Here is a 25,162-nt window from a genome sequence, read left to right as displayed (position 1 = left end):
ATGCTTTCTGACCACGGCTCCAGCCTAGCCGCGGTTCCTGGTCAGATGCCGCGCGCGCCGGTGTCGAGGAAGCGCGCCACCGCCGGCGGCACGTACGGCGACACGTCGCCCCCGAGGGATGCGACCTGGCGCACGAGCGAGCTCGACACGAGTGCGTGTGCGGGATCGGGCAGCAGGAACACGGTCTCGACGTGCGCGAGGTGGCGGTTCACGATCGCCATCGGCGTCTCGTACGCCACGTCGACCTGAGAGCGGATGCCCTTCACCAGGACGCCGGCCCCGACGTCGGTCGCGTAGTCCACGAGCAGTCCCATGCTCCACGATGCGACGATCACGTCCCCGTCGATCTCGCCCTCGGAGATCGACTGCTCAAGCAGCGACTGGCGTTGCGCGATGGGCAGCATCGCCTCCTTGCCGGGGTTGTGCACGACCAGCACGTGGAGCTGGTCGTACAGCGAGGCCGCACGGCGGATCACGTCCAGATGACCGAGGGTCGGCGGATCGAACGATCCCGGGACGACGGCGATCCGGCTGCTCATGTCGACCAGCCTACTGGGCTGCGCGAAGCCGGCCCGACGCGTCAGTTCTTGGCGAGCGCGGCTCGTTCGGCCACACCGACGTTGCGCTCGAGCGCGGCCGCGAGTCCGGGATGGCGCATCAGCGCGGGGTCGTCGGCGAGCACCTGCTCGGCGGCGACACGGGCCTCGGAGATGATGTCGGCGTCCTTCACGACCCGAAGCAGCCGCAGCGACGAACGCGCGCCCGACTGCGCGTCGCCGAGCACGTCGCCCTCACCGCGGAGCTCGAGGTCGATCTCCGCGAGGGCGAAGCCGTCGAGTGTCGATGCCACCGCCTCGACGCGCTCGCGCGCCGGTGTGCCCAGCGGCGCCTCGGTCACCAGCAGGCAGAGCCCGGGAATCCCGCCGCGCCCGACGCGTCCGCGCAGCTGGTGCAGCTGCGAGACGCCGAACCGATCGGCTTCGAGGATCGCCATCGTCGAGGCATTGGGGACGTCGACGCCGACCTCGACCACGGTGGTCGCGACGAGCACGTCGACGTCTCCTCGTGCGAAGGCCTGCATGACGGCGTCCTTCTCGTCCGACGGCATCTTGCCGTGCAGGATCTCGACCCGGATGTCCGAGAAGGACGGATGCCGCGACAGCAGGTCGGCCACCTGGACGACGCCCCAGCGAGTCCTGCTCGCCTCGCCGCCCGTATCGCCGGCGGGCTCGTCGGCCGTGTCGTCCTTGGTGAGCTTCTCCGCGTCGATGGCGGCGCACACCACGAACACCTGACGGCCCTGTGCGACCTCTTCGGCGATGCGCTCCCACACCCGCCCGAACCAGCTGGAGCGCTCCGCCAACGGCGCGACGTACGTCTCGATGCCGGCGCGGCCGGCGGGCATGGTGCGGATGGTCGACACGTCGAGGTCGCCGAAGACGGTCATCGCGACGGTGCGCGGAATGGGCGTCGCGGTCAGCACCAGGGCGTGCGGCGACGAGCCCTTCGCCCGCAGCGACTCACGCTGCTCGACGCCGAAGCGATGCTGCTCGTCGACCACGACCAGGCCGAGGTCGGCGAAGGTCGTGCTCTCGCTGAGCAGGGCGTGCGTGCCGACGACGATGAGCGCCTGTCCCGACGCGGCGCGCAGCGCCGCCTTGCGCCGCTCGGCCGCCGGGAGCTGCCCGGTGAGGAGCGTGGGCATGAGCTCGGGAGCGAGCTTCGGCCCCAGCATCCGTGCGATCGAGCGCACGTGCTGCGCCGCGAGGACTTCGGTGGGCGCGATGAGCGCCGACTGGCCGCCGGACTGTGCGACCTGCAGCATCGCCCTCAGCGCGACCAGCGTCTTCCCCGAGCCGACCTCGCCCTGGACGAGGCGGTTCATGGGCCAGTCGCCCTGCAGGTCGCGCGCGACGTCGTCGCCGACCGTCACCTGGTCGGGGGTCCGCGGGAACGGCAGCGCCGCGTCGAACCGCTCGAGGAGGTCTCCGGGCGCGCGGCTCGTCGCCGAGAGCGCGCGCACGAACTGCCGCTGCTGCAGAAGCGCCACCTGAAGGACGAAGGCCTCCTGCATGCGCAGTGTCGCGCGCGCAGGCTCGATCTGGTCGAAATCATCGGGGCGGTGGATGCGCTCGATCGCGCTGCGTGCCCCGATGAGGCCGTGCCGTGCGCGCAGCTCGTCGGTGAGCGGCTCGGGGACCTCGCCCAGACCGTCGAGGACGAGCTCCACCGTCTTCTGCAGCTGCCAGCTGGCGACGGTGCTCGTCGCCGGATAGATCGGGATCGGCAGGTTTGCGTTCGCCTGCACCTTCATCCGTGCCGTGTCGGCGTCCTCGAAGAGCTCGTAGTCGGGATGGGCGAGCTGCTGCGCGCCCTTGTAGATGCCCACCTTGCCCGCGAAGATGCCCTGCCTGCCGGGCTGCAGGTCGCGCGCCCGCCACGACTGGTTGAAGAAGGTCAGCGACATCTCGCCGTTGCCGTCGCTGATCACGACCTCGAGCAGCGACCCGTTCCGGTTCTTCATGCGGCGTTCGCTGACGCGGCGAACCTCGGCGACGATGGTCACCGGTTCGCCGAGCGGCAGTGTAGAGATCGGCGTCAGCTCGCCGTGGCGGGCATAGCGGCGGGGATAGTGGACGAGCAGGTCGCCGACCGTCTTCATGCCGAACGCACGCTCGAGCGCGGCAGCAGTCTTCCCGCCGATCGCGCCGCCGAGGCTCGAGTCGAGGGTGAAGGAGGCCACGCCACGAGTCTAGGAGCGACCGGAGACGTCCCGCGCTATGCCGACCGGGCAGACCGATATCGTGAGAGCGTGACGCGCATCATCGCCGGCCGTGCGGGCTCGCTCGTGCTCGACGTGCCGGACGCCGGCACCCGACCCACCAGCGACCGGGTGCGCGAGTCCCTCTTCGGCGCGCTGGAGTCCGCCGACGCCCTCCGCGGGGCCGCCGTGCTCGATCTCTACGCCGGCTCGGGCGCACTCGGGCTCGAGGCGGTCAGTCGCGGTGCGGCATCCGCCGACCTCGTCGAGAAGTCGCCGCGGGCCGCCACCATCGTGCAGCGCAACGCGAGCCGCGTGGCGAAGGCCGTCGGAGCGGATGCGGCGATCCGCGTGCATCGCACGTCGGCCGATGCGTTTCTCCGTTCGACGCGAGGGCCGTTCGATCTGGTCTTCCTCGATCCGCCGTACGACGTCGGGGAGACGGAGCTGTCGTCGACACTCGCGCTGCTCGTCCCCGTGCTGTCGGCGGGCGCCGACGTCATCGTCGAACGCGCGGCGCGCTCCCCCGAACCGAGCCTGCCCGACGGGCTCGTCGCCACGCGCTCGAAGCGCTACGGAGACACCGCGATGTGGTGGGCGACCACCGCCGGCTGATTCCGGGGCTCCCCCTCCCAGACATCGGTGCCGTCGAACCCGACGTCGCGAGTGATCCGCAGGTGCCCTGAGGCCTCCAGCTGGAGGTGGAACGTCGTCGCGTCGCCGAGCAGACGCAGGTCGGCACGGAACGTCTCACCGCTCCACCCACCCGACACGGCGACCCGGTCGCCGTACCACAAGCGATCCGCCGTCGGATCGGGCGGGAAGGCACCGATCGACCACGAGCCGGGAACCCACGGCAGCTCCCAGCCGTCGATCGCAAGCAGCCCGTCCTCCACGCGGATCGCGCGCAGCGGACCTTCATACTCGTGCGCGACCGCGGCGTGGCGCGACCCGCCGTCGATCGCGGCAATCGGTGTCGCTGCGACGACGTCCTCCGGGGCCGCGTCGGTGTCGAACGCCGGCAGCAGCGCGTCCCAGATCGCGTCGAGCGGCTCCTGCATGTCGGGCAGGCCTCCCGTGATCGCGACGACGGCATCGAACTCGGGAAGGACCACCACGTACTGCCCGAACGCCCCGTCGCCGCGGTAGGCGTCGTGACGGCAGCGCCAGAACTGGTACCCGTAGCCCTGATTCCAGTCGCCGTCGCCGGGATCGTTCGCGACCTGGCGGCTCGTCGCCGCGTCGATCCAGGCGGCGGGCACCAGCTGTCTCCCTTCCCACCGGCCGCGCTGCAGCAGCAGCTGGCCGAACACCGCGAGCTCCTCCGGGCGGATCGACAGGCCGAATCCGCCCGCATCGACTCCCGTCGGGCTCTGCCGCCATTCGGGACGCCGGAATCCGAGCGGCTCGAAGAGGCGGGGCGCGAGGTAGTCCACGAGCCGCTGGCCGGTGAGCCTCTGGAGGACCTGCGACAGCAGGTGCGTCGCCGGGGTGTTGTACATCCAGTGCGTCCCCGGCTCGCGCGTCAGCTCGGCGTCGAGGGCCGCCCGCGCCCAGTCGGCGTCCTCCAGCGGTGGTTCGACGACGTGCCCCGTGGTCATGGTCAGCAGATGGCGCACGCGGAGCGCTGCGAGGTGGCCGGACGGCTGCTCGGGAACCATGTCAGGGAGGAGGTCGACCACCCGATCGTCGACGGTCAGGAGACCATCCGCGACGGCGAGGCCGACCGCGATCGACGTGAAGCTCTTGCTCACCGAGTACATGGCGGTCGGCACCTCCCGCTCGTACGGCGCCCACGTCGCCTCGGCGACGACGTGCCCGTGGCGCACAACGGTGAGCGTGTGGATGTGCGAGATCCCGTCGAGCGCGGCGATCAGGCGTGAGATCGCGGCGGACCGCACGGACTGGCGCTCAGGCGTCGAGCGGGGCAAAAGGTGGGTCACGGAGTCACCGTAGCGGGCGCCGGCGACACGCGGGTCATCCGGTGCCCGCGTCCCAGTCGCGATAGGGATCCCAGCCGCCGCGTCCGTCGTGGGGCCGTCCGTCGACGAGCACGGCGTCGTCACCGCGGACCCGCACCATCCCCACGCGGACGAAGCCGTGCGGCAGCGGGCGGTTCGCCGGGAAGGCCGCGAGGAGCGCGTGATCCTCCCCGCCCGCCAGGGCCGACGCCACGTCGGATCCGAGCGCCGCCGACTCGAGGGCGATCGTGACATCGGATGCCGCGGCCATGCGCGACGCGTCGAGCACGAGGCCGTCCGACACGTCCATCATCGCGGTCGCGCCCGCGTCCGCCGCCTCGGGGCCGAGCCACACGGGAGGCGACGGACGCAGCTGCGCCTCGAGATCCGCCAGCTCCGCGTGCTCGAGGAGGCTCTCGTCGACCGGGATCGGGTGGCCCGCAGCATCCGTGAACCGCTCGAAGAGGATGCCGAGACCGCGCGCCGCGCGGCCGAGCTCGCCCGCCACGGCCACGACGTCGCCGGGCTCGGCTCCCGAGCGCAGCACCGGCGCGCGACCGGCCAGCGCGCCGAGCGCCGTGACCGCGATCGTCAGGGTCTCGGAGACGGTCAGATCGCCGCCTTCGACACGGCATCCCGGCGCGAGGTCGCGGCACGCGGCGCGCAGGCCGTCGGCGATGCCGGTGACGAACGAGAGCCGCGTCGCATCGGGCATCGCGAGGGCGACGAGCAGTGCGGTGGGCGTTGCGCCCATGGCGGCCACGTCCGCGAGGTTGACGGCGGCGGCCTTGTAGCCCAGGTCGAACGCGCTCGACCAGGCGAGACGGAAGTCGGGACCGTGTACCAGCGTGTCGACCGTGGCCACGACGCGTCCGTCGGCGGCGGCGATCACGGCGGCGTCGTCGCCGGGCCCCACCAGGGCGTTCGACTCGCCCAGCCGCTCCAGGATGCGACGCAGGATGCGTCCCTCGCTGAGCTCCCCCACCGTCGGATCCGTGCGCTCGTCGACCACATGTCCACGCTACCGGTGCGGACGATCCGGGCCGCGCCGCCGGGTTAGCCTGGGATGGTGCGTGCTCTCCCCTCCCTGGTTGCGTTCGGGCTCACCGTGGTGGCCGCCGTCGGGCTGACGGGATGCACCACGACGGTCGACCTCGATCCCGCGGAGGCGGCGAACGACCCGCTCTGCGCGGAGGTCACCTCGAACCTCCCGGGCACGGTGAGCGGCCAGGCACGGCTGTGGACCGACGCCCAGGCGACCGGCGCATGGGGCGAACCCGGAGACTCGAAGGTGCTCCTGACGTGCGGCGTCGAACCGCCCGGCCCGACGACCCTTCCCTGCCAGGACGTGGCCGGCGTCGACTGGATCATCGACGACTCCGACGCCCCCCGCTTCCGCGTGACCACCTTCGGCCGCACGCCCGCCGTGGAGATCTACCTCGACACGACCGCCGACGAGAACGGCGACGGCGTGTCCAGCCGCGACGTGCTCGACGCCCTGTCGCCGATCGTGAGCGTGCTCCCCGCCGACGGGCAGTGCCTCGAGCGCGGCGAGTCGACGCCCGCCCCCTGAGGCTGGACGGCGGCCGCGGCTCAGCGTGCTGCGGGCGCCCCGGCCTTCACGCCGGCACGCTCCAGCGCCGTGTCGATGAGCTCGGTGATCAGCTCCGGGTACGACATCCCCGACGCGATCCAGCACTTGGGGAACATCGAGATCGGCGTGAAGCCCGGCATCGTGTTGAGCTCGTTGACGTAGAGCCCGTCGGCCGCGAGGAAGAAGTCCACGCGCGCGAGCCCCTTGCCGTCGACGGCCTGGAACGCACGGATGCCGAGATCCTGGATCGCTGCGATCTCCTCGTCGGCGAGGTCGGCCGGGCACACGACCTCGGCGCCGTCGCCGCCGAGGTACTTTCCCTCGAAGTCGTAGAACTCGCGCGTCGTGAGGACGATCTCGCCGGGCAGCGATGCGCGCGGCTCGGCTCCGCCGCGACCTTCGAGGATCGCGACCTCGACCTCGCGGCCGACGATCGCCGACTCGATGAGCACCTTGTCGTCCTCGGCGAACGCGAGGGCGAGGGCCGCGTCGAGCTCGGACGCGGCGTGGACCTTCGAGACGCCGACGCTCGAGCCCGCGCGCGCAGGCTTCACGAAGGACGGCTCACCGAGGGCCGCAGCATCCGCTCGCACGCCCTCCGGGTCTCGCTCCCAGCGCTCGCGGGTGACCGTCACCCACGGCGACACCGGCACGCCGGCTGCCTGCAGGACGATCTTCATGAAGTGCTTGTCCATGCACAGCGCAGAATCGAGGACGCCGCCACCCGCGTAGGGGATCTCGAGCGTGTCGAAGAAGCCCTGGATCGTGCCGTCCTCGCCGTGCACTCCGTGGAGGATCGGAAGGACGACGTCGAGGGCGCCCAGCTCGTCGACGGACCCGTCGCCGCGGCGCACGCGCAGCTCGCGGTCGCCGACCTCCGGCCACAGCACGCGGGTCCCGTTGTCGACGACCTCGGGAAGCCGCTCCGCGTCGAGCGCGAACTTGTCGGGATCGTCGTCCTCGAGCACGAACACGCCGTCGCGCGTGATCCCGACGGGGATCACGCGGTAGCTGTCACGGTCGATCGCCCGCAGCACCCCGCCCGCCGTTGCGGAACTGATCGAGTGCTCGCTGGATCGACCGCCAAAGAGCACCGCCACCGCCGGCTTGTCCATTCGTCGTCCTCTCGCCCTGGGGGGTGTCGTCGTCCGTCGTGAGATGCGGCGCGATGTCGCGGGGGTTCATGGTGCCGTCGAGCACCATCTTCACCTGCTCGACGATGGGCATCTGCACGCCCACCTCCCGCGCCAGCTGAAGGATGGGCGCGACGGACGCGAGCCCCTCCGCCGTCTGGTTCATCTGCTTGACGACGTCGTCGAAGCGATAGCCCTGCCCGAGCAGTCGCCCGGCGGTGTTGTTGCGGCTGAGGGGCGACTGGCACGTCGCGATGAGGTCGCCGAGTCCGGCAAGACCCTGCAGCGTCTCGTGCTGCGCGCCGAACGCGACGGCGAAGTCCGTCATCTCGACCAGGCCGCGCGTGATGATCGAGGCCTTGGTGTTCTCGCCGTAGCCGACACCGTCGACGATGCCGATCGCCACCGCGATGAGGTTCTTCAGCACGCCGCCGAACTCCGTGCCGATCACGTCCGTGTTGACGAACGTGCGGAAGTAGGCGTTGCGCGCGCGGCGTGCGACGGCCTCGGCGGTCTCCTGGCTCGTCGACGAGATGACGGCGGCAGTCGGCTGCTCACGAGCGATCTCGAGCGCCAGGTTCGGCCCGGACGCGACCGCGATGCGGGCGGGATCGCAGTGCAGCTCCTGCTCGATCACCTGGCTCATGCGCAGGCCCGTGCGCCGCTCGACGCCCTTCATGAGCGACACGATCGGCGCGTCGCTCTGCGAGATCAGCGGCCGCACCGCCTTGAGGTTCTGGCGCACCGCCTGGCTCGGGATCGACAGGTAGACCTGCTCGGCGCCCTCGAGCGCCTCGGACAGGTGGTGGGTGGCGTGCATGTCGCGCGGCAGGTTGATGCCGGGGAGGTACTCGCTGTTGCGCTTGCCTTCCTGGATCTCGCTCGCGAGCTCGGGGCGGCGCGCCCACATGGTGACGTGGGCGCCGCCGTCGGCGAGGATCTTGCCGAACGTCGTGCCCCAGCTGCCCGCGCCGACGACGGCGACGCGCGGGCGCGCGGCATCCTGCCTACGGCTCAAGGCGGCCCGTCTCCTTCTGGCCGTGATCGGCCGGGTTCCACCGCTGTTCCGGGGCGGGTTCGCCGCGCAGCTTCGACAGGAGGCCGGAGATGTCAGCCATGACGGCGTCCGTCGCTTCGACGAGGGCCGTCTGAGACGAGGCGGAGCCGGCGTATGCCGAGAGGTCGACCGGGTCGCCGACGATCACGCGGACGCGGCGGCGCAGCGGCCAGAGCTTCAGCTTGCCGTAGCGAGGGAGCACCTGCTGGGCGCCCCACTGCGCCATCGGAATGACCGGGATGCCGCCGGCCAGCGCGAGACGGACCGCGCCGGTCTTGCCCCGCATGGGCCAGAGACCCGGTTCGCGGGTGAGCGAGCCCTCGGGGTAGACGATGACCCCGCGGCCGTGCCGCACGAGGGTCTCGGATGCCTCGAGCGTCGCCCGTGCCGCGGCGGCGGAAGTCGCCCGGGCGACCGGCACCATCCCCGTGATGCGCAGGACCCAGCCCAGCACCGGCACGCGGAACAGGCTCTCCTTCGCCATGAACCGTGGCGCCCGGCCCAGGCGCCACACGGCGAGGGCGACGACAAGCGGATCGATCTCGCTCATGTGGTTCGGGGCGAGGACGTAGGCGCCGTCGCGCGGGAGCTTCCTGCCGTCCTCGATCTCCAGCTTGAAGAGCAGGCTCAGGAGCGGCACGAGGAGGCCGGCCAGTGGCCAGAAGGCGCTCGGTCGCGTCTTCTCGGCCGACGCGCGCGGACGATCGGTGGCCACCGGTTTATCCGATGACGTCGAAGTCGGCGCCGAGCTGTTCGAGCTTGGCGAAGAACTTCTCGTAGCCGCGACGGATGATGCCGACATTGCGCACGATCGACTCGCCCTCCGCCGCCAGTGCCGCGATCACGTAGCTGTAGCCGCCACGCAGGTCGGGGACGACCACGTCGGCGCCGTGCAGCGGAGTGGGGCCGTTGATGACGGCGGCCTGCTCGAGGGCGCGTCGCGGAACGCGGCGCCCGGGCGCGTCGATGCCGTCCCGGTGCACCACGATGTCGGCGCCCATGAGGTTCAGCGCCTCGGTGAAGCCGAGCCGGTTCTCGTACACCGTCTCGTGGACGGTCGACTCGCCCTCCGCCTGCGTCAGCGCGACGATGAGCGGCTGCTGCCAGTCCGTCATGAAGCCGGGGTGCACGTCCGTCTCGACGACGACGGGCTTGAGCGCCCCGCCGCGGCGGAACTGGATGCCGTCCTCGCGGACGTCGAACCAGCCGCCGGCCTTGCGGAAGACGTTGAGGAAGGTCAGCATCTCCTGCTGGCGCGCGCCTCCGACGAAGATGTCGCCGTCGGTGGCCAGCGCCGCGCACGCCCACGAGGCGGCCTCGTTGCGGTCGAAGATCGCGCGGTGATCGTAGCCCCGCAGCGACTCGACGCCCTCGATGAAGATGACGCGGTTCGGCTCGTACGAGATGATCGCGCCCATCTTCTGGAGCACCGCGATGAGATCCATGATCTCGGGCTCGATGGCGGCGTTGCGCAGCTCCGTGACGCCCTTGGCGCGCACCGCGGTCAGGAGCACCTGCTCGGTCGCGCCGACGCTGGGGTAGGGCAGCTCGATGTTCGCCCCGTGCAGCCCGTTGGGCGCCGTGATGCGGATGCCCTCGTAGCTCTTGTCGACGACGGCGCCGAACGCGCGGAGCGCGTCCATGTGGAAGTTGATCGGCCGGTCGCCGATCCGGCATCCGCCGAGATCGGGGATGAGCGCCTCGCCGAGCAGGTGCAGCAGCGGCCCGCAGAACAGGATCGGGATGCGGGATGCCCCGGCGTGCGCGTCGATGGCCTCGAAATGGGCCGCGACGGCGCCGCTGGGGTCGAAGTGGATCGTGCCCTCTTCGTCGCCGTCCCAGACGCGCACGCCGTGGACCTCGAGCAGCGAGCGGACCACCTGGACGTCGCTGATGTCGGGGACGTCGCGCAGCGTGCTGACGGTCTCGCCGAGCAGCGCCGCGACCATCGCCTTGGTCACGAGGTTCTTGGCGCCCTTCACCTCGACGCGGCCGGTCAGCGGGCGTCCGCCCCGGATCGCCAGGACTTCGCCGGTCGCTTCCTGCTCTCCCGCTTCGGCAGTGGCGCTTTCGCCGGCGGCGACGTTCAGGAGCGGCTTCATCCGGTGGTCCTCACTTGGTGTGCAGAGGGGGCTTACGACGGTCGGGGGCCCGGGGTCTGGGCTCCCGGCCCGGCCTACGGAACGGGCAGTGTCCGCGGCCGCCACGCCTCTCGGCGAGCCTCGAACTGCGCGATCTTGTCTTCGTCGCGCAGCGTGAGCCCGATGTCGTCGAGCCCTTCGAGAAGCCGCCACCTAGTGTAATCATCGATCTCGAAAGCCAGCTCCAGCGCGCCGATCGTCGCCGTCCGCGCCCCGAGGTCGACCGTCATCGACACGCCGGGATCGGCCTCGATGGCGGCCCACGCGGCCTCGAGGTCGGCCTCGGAGATCACTCCGGCGACCAGCCCCTGCTTGCCCGCGTTCCCGCGGAAGATGTCGGCGAACCGCGGGCTCAGCACGACCTTGAAGCCGAAGTCGCGCAGCGCCCACACCGCGTGCTCCCGGCTCGAGCCGGTGCCGAAGTCGGGGCCGGCGACGAGGATGCTCGCGCCTGCGTACGCCGGCTGGTTGAGCACGAACTCGGGGTCCTGCCGCCAGCTGGCGAACAGGGCGTCCTCGAAGCCGGTCTTGGTGACACGCTTGAGGTACACCGCGGGGATGATCTGGTCCGTGTCGACCGCCGATCGCTTCAGGGGCGCGGCGATGCCGGTGTGCGTCGTGAACTTGTCCATGTCAGACCTCCGTGCCCTCGGCTGCGACCGCGACGGGCGCGGGAAGATCGCCCGGGCTCGCGAGACGGCCCAGGACGGCGGTGGCCGCAGCCACGAGCGGCGAGACCAGGTGCGTGCGACCGCCCTTGCCCTGGCGGCCTTCGAAGTTGCGGTTGCTCGTGGAGGCGCAGCGCTCCCCCGGTGCGAGCTGATCGGGGTTCATCCCCAGGCACATCGAGCACCCGGCGAAGCGCCACTCGGCGCCGAACTCCTCGAACACCTTGTCGAGGCCCTCGGCCTCGGCCTCCAGCCGCACGCGCGCCGAACCCGGCACGACCATGACGCGCACGCCGTCGGCCTTCTTGCGACCCTCGATGACCGACGCGAATGCGCGGAGATCCTCGATGCGGCTGTTGGTGCACGAGCCCATGAAGACGGCGTCGACGGGCACCGCCTTGAGCGGGGTGCCGGGGACGAGGTCCATGTACTCCAGCGCGCGCTCGGCGGCGGCGCGCTCGTTGGGGTCGGCGAAGTCGTCGGGCGACGGGACGGACGCGCTCAGCGAGACGCCCTGACCAGGGTTGGTGCCCCACGTCACGAACGGCTCGAGCTCGGCGGCGTCGAGGAACACCTCCGCGTCGTAGACGGCGCCCTCGTCGCTGGGGAGCGTCCGCCAGTACGCGACGGCGTCGTCCCAGTCCTGACCGGTCGGCGCGTGCGCGCGGCCCTTGACGTACGCGAAGGTGGTCTCGTCGGGCGCGACCATTCCGGCACGCGCGCCGGCCTCGATCGACATGTTGCAGATCGTCATGCGGCCCTCCATCGAGAGCGACCGGATGGCGCTCCCGCGGAACTCGAGCACGTAGCCCTGACCGCCGTTCGCGCCGATCTTGGCGATGATCGCCAGCACGATGTCTTTGGCCGTGACGCCGGGCTTGAGCTCGCCCTCGACCGTGATGGCCATGGTCTTGAACGGCTTCAGCGGAAGGGTCTGCGTGGCGAGCACATGCTCGACCTCGCTGGTGCCGATACCGAACGCCATCGCACCGAATGCGCCGTGCGTCGAGGTGTGCGAGTCGCCGCAGACGACCGTGATGCCCGGCATGGTCAGTCCGAGCTGGGGGCCGACGACGTGGACGATGCCCTGCTCCTTGTCGCCCAGCGAGTGCAGGCGCACCCCGAACTCGGCGGCGTTGCGCCGGAGCGTCTCGATCTGCGTCCGGCTCGTGAGATCGGCGATCGGCTTGTCGATGTCGAGCGTCGGGGTGTTGTGGTCCTCGGTCGCGATCGTCAGGTCGAGTCGGCGCACCGGGCGGCCCTCGGCTCGCAGGCCGTCGAAGGCCTGGGGGCTGGTGACCTCGTGTACGAGGTGCAGGTCGATGTAGATCAGGTCCGGCTGGCCGTCGGCGCCGCGGACGACGACGTGGTCGTCCCACACCTTCTCGGCGAGCGTGCGGGGACGGTCGGGGATGCCGGATGCATCGGTCGTGCTCATTGCTCTTCGTTCTCCTCTGTGGGACTGCGCCCGAAAGGGGTGGGGCCCGCGACGAACTCCGCGACGAGTGAGGCCTGGGAACTAGGACTCGTCGCGGCCGCTAAGGAGAAGGCGAGCGATCCGCACGAGCCCAGGCTACCACCGCCGCGGCGGCGCCCCGCCTCGTCCGCGTCACACGCCGTCGCCCGAGCCTCGCTCAGCACCCCTCGTGGATTCACCCGCGCGGCCCGTGCCGACGGCACCGCCCCGGGCCGCCGATGTGGTCGGCGATCCGGGGCGGCATCGGCTAGTGGAGTCCGATCAACGGCCGTCGTCCTGGCGAGGCTGGTCGACCGTGGGAGGCGTGCCCTTCTCCTCCGCCACGACGGCGGCGGCAGCATCCGCCGTCGGCATCTTCTTCTCTCGCGCGGAGGCGATGAGGCTCGCCACCGTCGCCACCGTCATCGAGAGGACGATGACACCCAGCGACATCCACGTCGAGATCTCGGGAGCCCACTCGATGTGCTCGCCGTTGTTGATGAACGGCAGCTCGTTCACGTGCATGGCGTGGAAGACGAGCTTCAGGCCGATGAACGCGAGGATGAAGGCGATGCCGTAGTGCAGGTAGCGGAGGCGGTCGAGCAGGTCGCCGAGCAGGAAGTAGAGCTGGCGCAGACCCATGAGGGCGAAGATGTTCGCCGTGAAGACGATGAACGCGCTCTGCGTGATGCCGAAGATCGCGGGGATCGAGTCGATCGCGAACAGGAGGTCGGTGACGCCGATCGCCGCGAAGACGATGATCATCGGCGTCCACATCTTCTTGCCGTCCACGACGGTGCGGATCTTGGCGCCGTCGTAGTGGTCGCTGATGTCGATCGTGCGACGGAGCATGCGCACGACGAAGTTCTCCTGCTTGACGTCGGAGTCGTGGTCGCCGCCCGGGAACGCCTGACGCCACGCCGTCCACACCAGGAACGCGCCGAAGATGTAGAACACCCAGCTGAACTGCTCGATCACCGCGGCGCCGACCAGGATGAAGATGCCGCGCAGCACGAGGGCGATGATGATCCCCACCATCAGCACCTCCTGCTGGTAGCGCCGCGGCACGGCGAACTGCGACATGATCAGCACGAAGACGAAGAGGTTGTCGATCGACAGGCTGTACTCGGTCAGCCAGCCCGCCACGAACTGACCGGCGTACTCGGGACCGGCGACGATCCACATGATGCCGGCGAAGATGAGCGCGAGGGTCACGTAGAACACGACCCACAGCGTCGACTCACGCGTCGAGGGGATGTGGGGCCGCTTGAGGATCAGCAGCAGGTCGGCGATCAGGATCAGGGTGAGGATCACGAGGGATCCGATTTCGAACCACAGCGGGAGTTCGAGGTCCATGCAGGGCCTTTCGAGGGGGATGTGAGAGGGGTCGGTGGGATCCGAAAGTCTCTCCCCCGCCGGCCGGACCGCCTGCGGCGCGCACCCGGGGTCGCTCTGTCGGGACCCGTGATGACGGATGCGCGGTGTCGGGATACTCCCTCTCGCTCGCATCAGGATACAGGCTCGGGGAGGCCCGCCCAGCGCCGGTGAGACGATCCGGGCGGTGCGGACACTGACACCGTGAGAGACAATTCGGAGGATGGGGATGACAGGCGAGGACCTCCCGGGCGACGCCGAACTCGTAGCGCTGGCTGCGGGCGGGAGCGAGCACGCCTTCCGCACCCTCTACCGGGCGTACGTGCGTCCCGTGTACTGGCTGGCGCACGGACTCGTCGGCAATCCCGCGGACGCCGAGGAGGTCACGCAGGAGACGTTCCTCGTCGCGTGGCGCAAGCTCCCCGGGCTCGACCTCGCCGGCGACTCGCTGCTCCCGTGGCTTGCGACGATCTGCCGGTTCCAGTCCGCGAATCGCATCCGCCGGCAGCGGCGCGACCGCGAGCACACCGGGGCCGCCGCCGACGAGACCCTGCCCTCGACGATCGACGTCGAACAGCAGGTGATCGACGACCGGCTCGCCGAGGCGATCCTCGACGCGGTCGCCGGGCTGGGCGAGCTCGACCGTGCGATCTTCCGGCTCTGCGCCACCGAGGGCTACGCCTACCAGGCCGCGGCGGACGAGCTCGGCGTGGCCCACGGCGTCGTCCGCAACCGTCTCTCCCGTATCCGCACCCGTCTGCGGACCGTTGTGAAGGAGAGCACATGAGCATGCAGACCCCGGGCCCCGGGACCCCGGCATCCCTCCCCGAACTCAGCGCGCAGCGCGTCGACGAGATCGAGGAGGCGCTCTTCGCCGACATCGCCCGGGAGCGCTCACGCCAGTCCGCCCGGCGCACGCGGCGAGGACGCCTGTGGATCGCCGGCGGCGCTGCGGCCGCCGTCATCGCCGTGGCCGCGGTGATCGCCCCCTCGGTCGGCTCCCTTGTCGGCGGCGCGGGCGGGGCGAGCGATGAGTCCGCCGTCGCGCCGCTGACGCCCGCCGACTCCGGCGACGGCTCGTTCAGCACCGACTCGTCGGGCGGCACGCGCGAGTCCGGCCCGCTCACGGTCGCACCCGATGCGGCCCAAGGCGCCGCGGAGGAGGCTGCCACGGAGTCGGCAACGGCCGACCGCGACATCATCACGACGGCTTCGGCGACGGTGACCGCCGACGAGGTCGACGCGGCCGCACGGGCCATCGCGAACTCCGCCGTGGCGCACGGCGGCTACGTCGAGTCGATGAGCGTCGGAAGCGACGGCACCGTGTACCCGGTCTCGCCGACCGACGGCGGGGTCGTCTACGACACGATGCCCTACCCGTATCCGACCGACGGCGCGTGGATCACGGTACGCGTTCCCGCCGACCAACTGCAGAGCGTCGTCGACGAGCTGAGCGACGTCGGCGAGGTGACCGCGACGAATCTCTCGCGGCAGGACGTGACAGAGCAGACCGTGGATCTCGAGGCTCGCATCGAAGCCGCTGAGGCGTCGGTCGCCCGCCTCACTGAGCTGATGGCCCAGGCGCAGACCGTCGCCGACCTCCTCGCGGCCGAGTCGGCGCTCTCGGAGCGGCAGGCGACGCTGGAGGCCTATCAGCAGCAGCTCGAGATGCTCGACGACCAGGTCGCGATGTCGACGCTGTCCGTCACCGTCGTGCCGGAGGTCGAGCCCGTGACGGCCGACCCCGCCGGCTTCGGCGATGGCCTGGTCGCGGGCTGGAACGGCCTCGTCGCCACGCTCAACGGAATCGTCGTCGCGCTCGGCTTCCTCCTCCCCTGGCTCGCGGTGGCCGCCGTCGCCGCACTCGTCGTGTGGGGCATCGTGCGACTGGCCCGCGGTCGTCGCCGTCGGCGGACGGATGCTGCGACTGAGCCGCCGTCGTCGGCCGACGAGAAGAGCTAGCCCGGTCTGCGCCCGGCTGCGGCCGGGGCCGAGCCGGAAACACGAAACGCCCCGGTCCTGTCGGACCGGGGCGTCGTTCGTGACCCCAGCGGGATTCGAACCCGCGTTACCGCCGTGAGAGGGCGGCGTACTAGGCCGCTATACGATGGGGCCGTACAGCGCGTCGCAGCCGGAGCTGCGACGTTGTTGCCTGACTGGTGACCCCAGCGGGATTCGAACCCGCGTTACCGCCGTGAGAGGGCGGCGTACTAGGCCGCTATACGATGGGGCCGTTCAGGCAACCGTTCGATTATGCCACGGGCCGCATGCCCGCTCCAAATCGACACGGCCTCGGCGTGCCGTGCCCCTCGACGCTTGCTCCGGCGACGGCTGGGCGCTTGACTCGTGGCATGCGAGTCACGAAGTTCGAGCACGCCACCCTGACCCTCGTCGACACCGGCCGCACGCTGATCATCGATCCGGGATCGTTCACTGCCCCGCTCGGAGAACTCGACGGCGTCGTCGCGATCGTCATCACCCATGAGCACGCCGACCACTGGACGCCCGCGCACCTCGACCGAATCCTCGAGAACTTCCCCGGCACGCCGATCTTCGCCCCCGAGGGCGTGGCGAAGGCAGCGGCCGGGTACGACGTCACCGTCGTGCACGCGGGCGACGTGGTCGAGGTCGAGCCCTTCCGCCTGGAATTCTTCGGCGGCCGCCACGCGGTCATACACGAGTCGATCCCGGTCGTCGACAACATCGGCGTACTCGTGAACGACGACTTCTACTACCCCGGCGACTCGTACGCGATTCCCGAGGGCCGCGCGGTGAAGCTCCTCGCTGCGCCGGTCGGCGCGCCCTGGCTCAAGATCGGCGAGGCGATGGACTTCGTGCTGGCGGTGGCGCCGCGCCGCGTCTTCGGCACGCACGACATGACGCTGTCGGTCGCCGGTCGCGACATGGGGCGAGCGCGTCTCGGCTGGGCCGCCGAACAGGACGGCGGCGAGCTCATCGAGCTCAACCCCGGAGACGGCACCGACATCTGAGCCGGAACCCGGCCACAGAACGGACGACGGATGCCGCGGCAGCTTCGATCTGCGGCATCCGTCGTCTCGTTCGTCACGGCCGGTTGAGGAACCGGACGGGGTCCAGCGCGCTACTGCGCGTCGAGGTCCGTCTCGAGGAGCGCCACCAGCGCGTCGAGCGCCTCGTCGGCGCCGTCGCCGTCGGCCTTGAGGGTCACGACGGTCCCCTGCGACGCACCGAGTCCCATCAGCGACAGGATGCTGCCCGCGTTGAGGTCGGCGCCGCCCTCGACGGCGATCGTGACCGGGACCGACTGCGCCTGCACGGCCTGCACGAAGAGCTTCGCGGGGCGGGCATGCAGTCCCGAGCTGCTGGCGATGGTGGCCTGACGTTCTGCCATTGTTCTCTCCTGTCTCGATCGGACCTGTGCGGCCGACGATTCCGATTCTGTCGGACGGCGGCCTCAGGCCGCCACGGCCACGCGCGCTTCCGCCTGCTCGAGCTCCTTCGGGGCGATCCACTTCTTGAGGGCGATCACCGTGAGGGCCGAGACGACCGTGCCGGCCGCGAGGGCGATCAGGAAGCCCCAGATCGGGTTGATCGCGAAGAGGACGAAGATGCCGCCGTGGGGTGCCAGCGATTCGACGGCGAACGCCATGCTCAGCGCGCCGGTCACGGCACCGCCCAGCATCATCGAGGGGATGACGCGCAGCGGGTCGGCCGCGGCGAACGGGATGGCGCCCTCGCTGATGAACGCCGCGCCGAGCAGCCACGCGGCCTTGCCGTTCTCGCGCTCGACCGCCGGGAACATGTTGCGCGCCAGCACCGTCGACGCGAGCGCCATCGCGAGCGGCGGGACCATTCCCGCCGTCATGACGGCGGCCATGATCAGGTACGGCGTGGTGTTCTCCGCCGAGGCGGACGCAAGGCCCGCGACCGCGAACGCGTACGCGACCTTGTTGACCGGACCACCCAGGTCGAAGCACATCATGAGTCCGAGGATCACGCCGACGAGGATGATCGCGTCGGTCGCGGCGAGACCGGTGAGCCAGGCGTTGAGACCCTCCATCAGGGTCGCGATCGGCCGGCCGAGGAACAGGATCATGAGCCCCGAGGCCACGATCGACGCCGCGAGCGGGATGATGACGACCGGCATCAGGCCGCGCAGCCAGCGCGGAGCGTTGAGTCGGCCGATCCACCAGGCCACGAACCCTGCGAGCAGACCGCCGATGATGCCGCCGATGAAGCCGGCGTTCATGATGACCGCGACGGCGCCCGCGACGAATCCGGGCGCGATGCCCGGGCGGTCTGCGATGGCGAAGGCGATATAACCCGCCAGTGCAGAGACGAGGAAGCCCATCGAGGTCACACCGATGACGAAGGCGACGGATCCGAGATACTGCGCGAGCCCACCCGCGGGAAGAGCCCACAGCGCGTTGTCGGTGATGACGGCGAACGCCTCGTCGCCGACGTTGACGCCGCCGATGAGGAAGCCGAGGGCGATCAGCAGACCGCCGCCCGCGACGAACGGGATCATGTAGCTGACGCCGGTGAGGAGGATCCGCTGGATGCGGGCGCCCCACGACAGCGTCTCGGCAGGAGCCGCCGTCGCCGCGGCCGCATCGCCGCCGACGCGCGTCGCGTTCGGATTGTTGGCGGCGGCGACAGCCTCGGCCACGAGCTGGTCGGGCTGCTCGATGCCCCGCTTGACGCCGGAGCGCACGACCGGCTTGCCCGCGAAGCGCTGCGGCTCGCGGACGTCGACGTCCGTGGCGAAGATGACGGCGTCGGCATCGCGGATCACGTCGGCGGGCAGCGCCTGGTAGCCGCTCGAACCCTGCGGCTCGACGACCAGGTCGATGCCGGCCTTCTTGCCGGCCGCGGTCAGCGCGTCGGCCGCCATGAAGGTGTGGGCGATGCCGGTCGCGCACGAGGTCACCGCGACCACACGGGCGGGCCGCCCGTCGACGGCGAGGCCCGCCGCGGCAGGGGCGGCTGCGGCCGCGGCCGCCGGAGCGGCGGCAGGCGCGGCTTCACGCTCGCCGATGGCGGCCTGCACGATCGCCACCACGTCGTCGTCGGTCGCGGCGGCGCGCAGGCCCGACGTGAAATCCTCCTGCATGAGGCTTCGGGCGAGCTTCGAGAGCACGGCGAGGTGCGCCTCGGCGGCGTCGGCGGGTGCGGCGATGAGGAAGACGAGGTCGGCGGCGCCGTCCGGCGCGCCGAAGTCGACGCCGGGCTTCAGCCGCGCGAAGGCGAGCGACGGCGTCGTGACCGCGGCGCTCTTGGCGTGCGGGATGGCGATGCCGCCGGGGAGCCCGGTCTCATCCTTCTCTTCGCGCGCCCACGCGTCGTCGAAGAGCGCCTCGGCGTCGGTCGCGCGACCCTGCGCGACCACGCGTGCGGCGAGGGAGCGGATGACGGCGGCCTTGTCGGCGCCCAGCGGCGCGTCGAGACTCACCAGGCCTGGGGTGATGGTGTCGGACACGGTGACCTCCTGCGGTCGTGGGGTGGGTTCGGGGTCTAGGCGAGGCGCGTGACGGGCACGTCGCCGGTGGGAAGATCTGCGGGGGCCGGCGCCTGGGTGCCGGGAAGGGATGCTGCGGCCGCGCCGTACCGGACGGCGAGGCGCAGCCGCTCCTCGTGGCGGGCCCCGCGGGTCGCGGCGAGCACGTAGCCGGCGAGCGAGCTGTCGCCCGCCCCGACCGTGCTCACGACCTGTATGGGCGGCGGAGTGGCCGCCCACGCACCCTCGGCGTCGATGAGCAGCGCGCCGCGGGAGCCGAGCGTGACGAGGGCCGCGCGGACACGGGAGGGGACGAGCGAGCGCGCGACGTCGAGCACCGCGCTCAGGTCGGCGCCGTCGATCGTGACGCCCGCGAGCTCGGCGAGCTCGTCGTCGTTCGGCTTGATGAGGTCGGGGGCGGCACCGGCCACGACAGCGGCGAGGGCCGGCCCGGAGGTGTCGACGGCGATCAGCGGCGCGTCCGCGCCGTGCGCGCTGCGCACCGCGGCGGTGACCCGGACATAGAAGTCCTCCCCCGCACCGGGGGGCAGAGAGCCGGCGAGGACCAGCCAGCGCGCGCCGACGGACGCCACCACCACCGCATCGATCACCGCGGAAACCTCGTCGGGCGACAGCTCGGCGCCCGGCAGGTTGAGCTTGGTCGTGACACCGGCAGGGTCGGTGATCGCGATGTTCGCGCGCACGTTTCCTCGGATGGGGACGCGGCGCGCGTCGACGTCGGCCGCGCGCAGCGCGGCGTCGAACGGATCGCCGGGCGCGAGCGGCAGCACCGCGGCGCAGTCCTCCCCGGCCGAGGCGATCGCGCGTGCGACGTTGATGCCCTTGCCGCCGGCGTCCTCGCGCGCGGACGCCGCGCTCTGCACGCCACCGACCTGCAGCGGCGCAGGAAGCGTCACGGTGCGATCGAGGGACGGGTTTGCCGTGAGCGTCACGATCATGCGAGCCAGACCTCCACTTCGGCGTCCGCGAGTGCGGACGCGAGTTCTGCGTCGGGTGCGGCATCCGTCACCAGCACGTCGATGTCGGACAGGGCCGCGAAGCCGACGAGAAGCTCGGCGCCGAACTTCTCGGCGTCGGCGACGACGACCACCCGGCGTGCCGACTCGACGATCGCGCGCTTCACGGCGGCCTCTTCGGGATCCGGCGTGCTCAGGCCGAACGACGCCGAGACGCCGTTCGTGCCGAGGAACGCGACGTCGGGACGGAGCGCGCCGATGGCGCGGACGGTGTCGGCGCCGACGGCCGCGGCGGTCAGGCCGCGCACACGGCCGCCGAGCAGTGAGAGCGAGGCGCCGGGCACGCCGGCCAGCGCGTTGCCGAGGGTCAGCGAGTGCGTGACGACCTCGATCCGCGCCGTCGAGAGACGCGGAGTCAGCGCCGAGGCGACAGCCGCGGTGGTCGTGCCGGCGTCGAGGAAGACGGACCCGGTGAACTCGGTCCCGAGGGCATCGAGCGCGCGCAGGCCGATCGCTGCCTTCGCGCCGCCGTGGTGGTCCAGTCGCTCGGCGAGCGAAGGCTCGCGCGTGCTGGCGCGTTCGCGGCCGACCGCTCCCCCGTGCACGCGACGCAAGGCGCCGGCCGACTCGAGGTGGTCGAGGTCACGGCGGATCGTCTCGGTGGTGACGTCGAACCGCTCGGCGAGCTCGACGACGCTCACGCGGCTCTGTGCAGCCAGCAGGAGCTCGATCTGCTCGTGGCGCTCCGTCGCGTACATGTGGGACAAACCCTCCGTTGGATTCCCACACACTACAACACATTCCAACATAAACACAACAGGGTATCTTCGGACGGTGCCCGACAAGCCCGCCGCCGAGATCTCGATCGACACCGCCCTCATCCGCGGACTGCTCGCCGACCAGGCGGAATCGGCGATGCCGGGCGTCGCCGCCCTGCCGCTCGAGAAGGTCGCGGAGGGCTGGGACAGCGATGTCTGGCGACTGGGCGACGAGTACGCCGTGCGACTCCCTCGCCGCGCGCTCGCCGCGCCGCTGGTGCTGCACGAGCAGGCCGTGCTTCCGACCGTGGCGGAGCGGCTCTCAGCCCTCGGCGTGCGCGTTCCCGCCCCTGTGATCGACGGTGTGGCGGGCCGCGGCTATCCGTGGGCCTGGTCGGTGGTGCCGTGGATCGACGGGGTCAGCGCGATCGAGGAGTCGCCGGCCGAGCGCGGCGAATGGGCCGGCACTCTGGCACGCGCCCTCGACGGCCTTCATGTCGACGCCCCGGCAGACCATCCCGTCAACCCGTTCCGCGGAAACCCGCTCGCGACGCGCGCGGAAGCCGTGGAGGAGCGACTGCGGACGCTGCAGACGGCGGCGACCATCGATGCCCGGTCCGCGAGCGCGCTGCGCGGCGTCTGGCGGGCGGGGGTGTCCGCAGCCCCCTGGGACCGCGCCCCCGTGTGGATCCACGGTGACCTCCACCCGGGCAACCTCGTCTCGCGCGAGGGCGCGCTCGCGGGGATCATCGACTTCGGCGACGTCACGGCCGGCGATCCCGCGTACGACCTGGCGGTCGCATGGCTCGCGTTCGACGCCGCGGGCCGCGAGCGGTTCATCACCGCGGCCGGCGCGCGCTACGACGCCGACGTCTGGGTGCGTGCGCACGCGTGGGCGGCCGCCGTGGTCCTCATGCTCCTGGCGCACAGCGACGACAATCCCGCCTACTTCGCGCTGGGGCGGGATGCCGCAGCCGAGGTGATCGCGGGCGCTGCGGGCTGAGGCATCCGTCTCCGGAGAAAACGAAAAACCCCCGCTCAGCGGGGGTTTCTTCGTTGGCTGGGGTACCTGGACTCGAACCAAGAACAACTGAACCAGAATCAGCCGTGTTGCCAATTACACCATACCCCAAGGCTGTCAGCCGAAGCCGTGCCGAGGATAGAGTCTACGCGACGCCGGCACGTGCTCCAAACCGAGCCGTCACCCGCGCGCGTCGACCAGGGCTCCGAGGCGGCGGATCGACTCGGACTTGCCGAGCAGCTCCATCGACTCGAACAGCGGCGGCGACACACGGCGGCCGCTCAGCGCGACGCGCAGCGGGCCGTATGCGACGCGCGGCTTGAGGCCGAGGCCGCCCTCCTCCACCGGCGAGATGAGGGCGCCGGCGAGGGCGCCCTGCACCGCGGCAGCGGTGAACTCGGTGCCGGGCACCAGTTCGAGCGCGCCGACCGAGGCGACCAGCACCTCGTTCGCGTTCGCCGGCAGCGACGCGAGCGCGTCGTCCTGGTAGGCCACGACGTCGGAGAACAGGAAGCCCAGCAGCCCCGGCGCGTCGCCGAGCAGCTGCATGCGCTCCTGCACGAGCGGGGCCGCCGCGACGAGCATGGCCTGCTGCGCCGGCGTCGGGCTGTCGTCGACCACTCCGGCCGCGGCCAGGTACGGCACCAGGCGGTCGGCGAAGTCGCCGGGCTGCAGCATCCGGATGTGGTCGCCGTTGATCGACTCGGCCTTCTTCTGATCGAAGCGCGCCGGGTTGGGATTGACGTCGACGATGTCGAACGCCGCCACGAGCTCCTCGAGCGAGAAGACGTCGCGGTCGGGGCCGATGGACCAGCCCAGCAGCGCGAGGTAGTTGAGAAGTCCCTCGTGGATGAAGCCCTTGTCGCGCTGCAGGAAGAGATCGGCCTTCGGATCGCGCTTGGAGAGCTTCTTGTTGCCCTCCTCGCCCAGCACGAGCGGCATGTGCGCGAAGCGCGGGATGAACGTCGTGACGCCGGCATCCACCAGCGCGCCGTACAGCGCCAGCTGGCGAGCGGTCGACGGCATGAGGTCCTCGCCGCGGATGACGTGCGTGATGCCCATGAGGGCGTCGTCGACGGGGTTCACGAACGGGTACAACGGCACGCCGCCGGCGCGAACCAGCACGAAGTCGGGGAACGAGCCGGCGGGGAACGTCACCTCGCCGCGGATCAGGTCGACGTACGTGAGGTCCTCGTCGGGCACCCGGAGACGCCACGCGGGCTCGCGACCCTCGCCGCGGAACGCGGCCTTCTGCTCGTCGGTGAGGTCACGGTCGTAGTTGTCGTACCCCAGCTGCTTCGCGCGGCCGTTCGCCTCGTTGCGGGCGTCGATCTCTTCGGGCGTCGAGTAGCTCTCGTAAACGGCGCCGGACGCGATCAGCTTGTCGAGCACCTCGCGGTAGATGTGGTGCCGCTGCGACTGGCGGTACGGAGCGTGCGGACCGCCGACCTCCACGCCCTCATCCCAGTCGATCTTCAGCCAGCGCAGCGCGTCGAGGAGCTGCAGGTAGCTCTCCTCGCTGTCGCGCGCGGCATCGGTGTCTTCGATGCGGAACACGAGCTTGCCGCCGGTGTGACGCGCATACGCCCAGTTGAACAGCACCGTGCGGATGAGTCCGACGTGAGGAAGACCGGTCGGCGAAGGGCAGAAGCGGACGCGGACGTCGGTGCCGGTGGCGGTCGTGGTGCGGGGATCAGGCGAAGAAGACATCACCGCCGAGTTTATCGGGCCGATGCCGCGGCGCCCGGCGTTCCCGGGTTGCGGGATGCTGCGCCGCCGGGCTCGTCGGCGGGCCGAGCGATGAGCCGGGCCAAGGCGTCGAGGGTGGCCCTGACGGCCGGCACGCGGTCCGCACCGCGCGCGGTCACGGTGTGGATCCGTCGCAGCTCTCCTGCCGGGAGGGGCACCACGGCCACCCCGGGCAGCTGCGGGAACGACTCGACGGCCATCCGCGGCAGCGTCGCGACGCCGATCCCCTGCGCGACGAGCCCCTCCACGGCCACGAAGTTGTCGGTCTCGAACGCGATGCGGGGCGCGAACCCGGCGCGGCCGCACAACTCGAGCAGATGGCCGCGGCAGCGCGGGCAGCCGGCGATCCAGTCGTCCTCGGCGAGGCTCGCTACATCGACCACGTCCGCGGTCGCAGCGGGATGCCCGGCGGGCAGCACGGCGAGCAGCTCGTCCGCGCCGACCGTGTGGACGGCCAGCCCTCGGGCGCTCGAGCCGTGCGGGTCGTCGCGGTCGCCGGGATAGCTGAAGGTGAGGGCGATGTCGGTGCGGTCTTCGCGCACCGCCTCGACGGCCTCGGGCGGCTCGGCCTCCACGTAGGTGAGGGAGATTCCCGGATGCTGCTCCGCAAGGACCGCGAGCAGCCGCGGCACGATCGTGGGCGAGGCCGACGGGAATCCGACGAGCCGCACGCGCGCCGCGCGAAGGCCGCGGAGCTCCGCGAGCTCGCCGGCAGCAGCATCCAGCGCCGTCGTCACGGCGGGAGCATGCCGCGCGAGGATGCGCCCCGCGTCGGTGAGGCGGACGCTCCGGCCCACCCGCTCGACGATCGCCACCCCGAGCCGCTGCTCGAGGCGCTTGAGCTGCTGGCTCACGGCGGGCTGACTGTAGCCGAGGGCGAGCGCGGCGCCGGTGATGGATCCCTCGTCCGCGATGGCTTTCACGACGCGGAGTTCTCGCGCGTCGAAGCCCGGGTCGTCGTCCCACGCATCGGTCATGGGTGAATCATAAGCGTCTGTTATGTCGAGCATGGAACACCTGCCATAGACGTGAGTGA

General features: G+C 71.2%; 23 protein-coding genes and 3 tRNA genes. 6 read left to right on the top strand and 20 right to left on the bottom strand.

Annotated features, from left to right (window positions below):
- Window positions 1–41 precede the first annotated feature (41 nt).
- Window positions 42–539: a pantetheine-phosphate adenylyltransferase gene (gene coaD / locus ACFQ7C_RS17325; RefSeq protein WP_378904039.1), complete on the bottom strand. Its 498-nt coding sequence runs from the start codon at window positions 537–539 to the stop codon at window positions 42–44.
- A 41-nt stretch (window positions 540–580) separates the two neighbouring features.
- A complete protein-coding gene (locus tag ACFQ7C_RS17320; RefSeq protein ID WP_378904036.1) occupies window positions 581–2,743 on the bottom strand; it encodes an ATP-dependent DNA helicase RecG in 2,163 nt (720 codons plus the stop codon).
- Between the two features lie 69 nt (window positions 2,744–2,812).
- Here ACFQ7C_RS17320 and rsmD point away from each other — a divergent pair, with 69 nt between their 5' ends.
- Window positions 2,813–3,376 (top strand): 16S rRNA (guanine(966)-N(2))-methyltransferase RsmD, encoded by a 564-nt coding sequence (rsmD, locus tag ACFQ7C_RS17315; protein WP_378904033.1) that lies wholly within the window; start codon window positions 2,813–2,815, stop codon window positions 3,374–3,376.
- Here rsmD and ACFQ7C_RS17310 read toward each other — a convergent pair.
- Together ACFQ7C_RS17310 and thiL are read right to left on the bottom strand one after the other, a co-directional pair.
- Window positions 3,334–4,704, bottom strand: a complete 1,371-nt coding sequence (locus ACFQ7C_RS17310) for a serine hydrolase domain-containing protein (RefSeq protein ID WP_378904030.1) — start codon at window positions 4,702–4,704, stop codon at window positions 3,334–3,336. The two genes, rsmD and ACFQ7C_RS17310, sit on opposite strands and share 43 nt — an antisense overlap.
- Window positions 4,705–4,738: 34 nt before the next feature.
- On the bottom strand, window positions 4,739–5,734 hold the full coding sequence (gene thiL, locus ACFQ7C_RS17305; RefSeq protein WP_378904027.1) for a thiamine-phosphate kinase: 996 nt from the start codon (window positions 5,732–5,734) through the stop codon (window positions 4,739–4,741).
- A 57-nt stretch (window positions 5,735–5,791) separates the two neighbouring features.
- On the opposite strand from thiL, the gene ACFQ7C_RS17300 reads away from it, so the two are divergent.
- A complete protein-coding gene (locus ACFQ7C_RS17300) occupies window positions 5,792–6,295 on the top strand; it encodes a DUF3515 family protein (protein ID WP_378904024.1) in 504 nt (167 codons plus the stop codon).
- Window positions 6,296–6,315: 20 nt separating this feature from the next.
- Here ACFQ7C_RS17300 and ACFQ7C_RS17295 read toward each other — a convergent pair whose 3' ends face one another.
- The 7 genes from ACFQ7C_RS17295 to ACFQ7C_RS17265 form a co-directional block, all read right to left on the bottom strand.
- Window positions 6,316–7,431 (bottom strand): D-alanine--D-alanine ligase family protein, encoded by a 1,116-nt coding sequence (locus tag ACFQ7C_RS17295; protein ID WP_378904021.1) that lies wholly within the window; start codon window positions 7,429–7,431, stop codon window positions 6,316–6,318.
- Window positions 7,331–8,467, bottom strand: coding sequence for an NAD(P)H-dependent glycerol-3-phosphate dehydrogenase (locus tag ACFQ7C_RS17290; protein WP_378904018.1), 1,137 nt, complete (start codon window positions 8,465–8,467; stop codon window positions 7,331–7,333). Before ACFQ7C_RS17290 ends, ACFQ7C_RS17295 begins: the two co-directional genes overlap by 101 nt.
- A complete protein-coding gene (locus tag ACFQ7C_RS17285) occupies window positions 8,457–9,221 on the bottom strand; it encodes a lysophospholipid acyltransferase family protein (RefSeq protein WP_378904015.1) in 765 nt (254 codons plus the stop codon). The genes ACFQ7C_RS17290 and ACFQ7C_RS17285 overlap by 11 nt, the downstream gene beginning before the upstream one ends.
- Window positions 9,222–9,225: 4 nt before the next feature.
- Window positions 9,226–10,608 (bottom strand): UDP-N-acetylglucosamine 1-carboxyvinyltransferase, encoded by a 1,383-nt coding sequence (gene murA, locus ACFQ7C_RS17280; protein ID WP_378904012.1) that lies wholly within the window; start codon window positions 10,606–10,608, stop codon window positions 9,226–9,228.
- A gap of 74 nt (window positions 10,609–10,682) precedes the next feature.
- Complete coding sequence (leuD, locus tag ACFQ7C_RS17275) at window positions 10,683–11,279, bottom strand: 3-isopropylmalate dehydratase small subunit (protein WP_378904009.1); 597 nt, start codon at window positions 11,277–11,279, stop codon at window positions 10,683–10,685.
- 1 nt (window position 11,280) lies between these two features.
- Window positions 11,281–12,753 carry a 3-isopropylmalate dehydratase large subunit gene (leuC, locus tag ACFQ7C_RS17270; protein WP_378904006.1) on the bottom strand — a complete coding sequence of 491 codons (1,473 nt, stop codon included), beginning with the start codon at window positions 12,751–12,753 and terminating at the stop codon, window positions 11,281–11,283.
- Window positions 12,754–13,053: 300 nt separating this feature from the next.
- Entirely contained in the window at window positions 13,054–14,127 is a 1,074-nt protein-coding gene (locus ACFQ7C_RS17265; protein WP_378904003.1) for a TerC family protein, read from the bottom strand.
- A gap of 247 nt (window positions 14,128–14,374) precedes the next feature.
- On the opposite strand from ACFQ7C_RS17265, the gene ACFQ7C_RS17260 reads away from it, so the two are divergent.
- Both ACFQ7C_RS17260 and ACFQ7C_RS17255 read left to right on the top strand, forming a co-directional pair.
- Entirely contained in the window at window positions 14,375–14,932 is a 558-nt protein-coding gene (locus tag ACFQ7C_RS17260) for an RNA polymerase sigma factor (RefSeq protein ID WP_378904000.1), read from the top strand.
- Window positions 14,929–16,107, top strand: a complete 1,179-nt coding sequence (locus tag ACFQ7C_RS17255; protein WP_378903997.1) for a DUF4349 domain-containing protein — start codon at window positions 14,929–14,931, stop codon at window positions 16,105–16,107. The genes ACFQ7C_RS17260 and ACFQ7C_RS17255 overlap by 4 nt, the downstream gene beginning before the upstream one ends.
- 80 nt (window positions 16,108–16,187) lie before the next feature.
- On the opposite strand, the gene ACFQ7C_RS17250 is transcribed toward ACFQ7C_RS17255, so the two are convergent.
- Both ACFQ7C_RS17250 and ACFQ7C_RS17245 read right to left on the bottom strand, forming a co-directional pair.
- Window positions 16,188–16,260, bottom strand: a tRNA-Glu gene (locus tag ACFQ7C_RS17250).
- Window positions 16,261–16,302: 42 nt separating this feature from the next.
- Window positions 16,303–16,378: transfer RNA gene (locus ACFQ7C_RS17245), tRNA-Glu, on the bottom strand.
- A 118-nt stretch (window positions 16,379–16,496) separates the two neighbouring features.
- Between ACFQ7C_RS17245 and ACFQ7C_RS17240 the strand changes: the two genes are divergently transcribed.
- Window positions 16,497–17,135, top strand: coding sequence for an MBL fold metallo-hydrolase (locus ACFQ7C_RS17240; RefSeq protein ID WP_378903994.1), 639 nt, complete (start codon window positions 16,497–16,499; stop codon window positions 17,133–17,135).
- A 110-nt stretch (window positions 17,136–17,245) separates the two neighbouring features.
- Here the strand turns inward: ACFQ7C_RS17240 and ACFQ7C_RS17235 are convergent, their stop codons facing one another.
- From ACFQ7C_RS17235 to ACFQ7C_RS17220, 4 genes are all read right to left on the bottom strand, one after another.
- Complete coding sequence (locus ACFQ7C_RS17235; RefSeq protein WP_378903991.1) at window positions 17,246–17,515, bottom strand: HPr family phosphocarrier protein; 270 nt, start codon at window positions 17,513–17,515, stop codon at window positions 17,246–17,248.
- 63 nt (window positions 17,516–17,578) lie between these two features.
- Window positions 17,579–19,603 carry a fructose-specific PTS transporter subunit EIIC gene (locus ACFQ7C_RS17230; RefSeq protein ID WP_378903988.1) on the bottom strand — a complete coding sequence of 675 codons (2,025 nt, stop codon included), beginning with the start codon at window positions 19,601–19,603 and terminating at the stop codon, window positions 17,579–17,581.
- A gap of 35 nt (window positions 19,604–19,638) precedes the next feature.
- Window positions 19,639–20,580, bottom strand: coding sequence for a 1-phosphofructokinase (gene pfkB / locus ACFQ7C_RS17225; RefSeq protein WP_378903985.1), 942 nt, complete (start codon window positions 20,578–20,580; stop codon window positions 19,639–19,641).
- Entirely contained in the window at window positions 20,577–21,356 is a 780-nt protein-coding gene (locus ACFQ7C_RS17220) for a DeoR/GlpR family DNA-binding transcription regulator (protein ID WP_378903982.1), read from the bottom strand. The genes pfkB and ACFQ7C_RS17220 overlap by 4 nt, the downstream gene beginning before the upstream one ends.
- Window positions 21,357–21,432: 76 nt before the next feature.
- Between ACFQ7C_RS17220 and ACFQ7C_RS17215 the strand changes: the two genes are divergently transcribed.
- Entirely contained in the window at window positions 21,433–22,359 is a 927-nt protein-coding gene (locus ACFQ7C_RS17215; RefSeq protein WP_378903979.1) for an aminoglycoside phosphotransferase family protein, read from the top strand.
- Between the two features lie 54 nt (window positions 22,360–22,413).
- Here ACFQ7C_RS17215 and ACFQ7C_RS17210 read toward each other — a convergent pair.
- The 3 genes from ACFQ7C_RS17210 to ACFQ7C_RS17200 form a co-directional block, all read right to left on the bottom strand.
- Window positions 22,414–22,488: transfer RNA gene (locus ACFQ7C_RS17210), tRNA-Gln, on the bottom strand.
- 69 nt (window positions 22,489–22,557) lie between these two features.
- Window positions 22,558–24,087, bottom strand: coding sequence for a glutamate--tRNA ligase (gene gltX, locus ACFQ7C_RS17205; protein WP_378903976.1), 1,530 nt, complete (start codon window positions 24,085–24,087; stop codon window positions 22,558–22,560).
- Between the two features lie 11 nt (window positions 24,088–24,098).
- A complete protein-coding gene (locus ACFQ7C_RS17200; RefSeq protein WP_378903973.1) occupies window positions 24,099–25,103 on the bottom strand; it encodes a LysR substrate-binding domain-containing protein in 1,005 nt (334 codons plus the stop codon).
- Window positions 25,104–25,162: the final 59 nt, after the last annotated feature.

Source organism: Microbacterium sp. NPDC056569 (genome assembly GCF_042793475.1).
In the GTDB taxonomy this organism is placed as follows: domain Bacteria; phylum Actinomycetota; class Actinomycetes; order Actinomycetales; family Microbacteriaceae; genus Microbacterium.
Note: the sequence above shows the minus strand (reverse complement) of the source record. Positions and strands in the feature narration are given on the sequence as shown.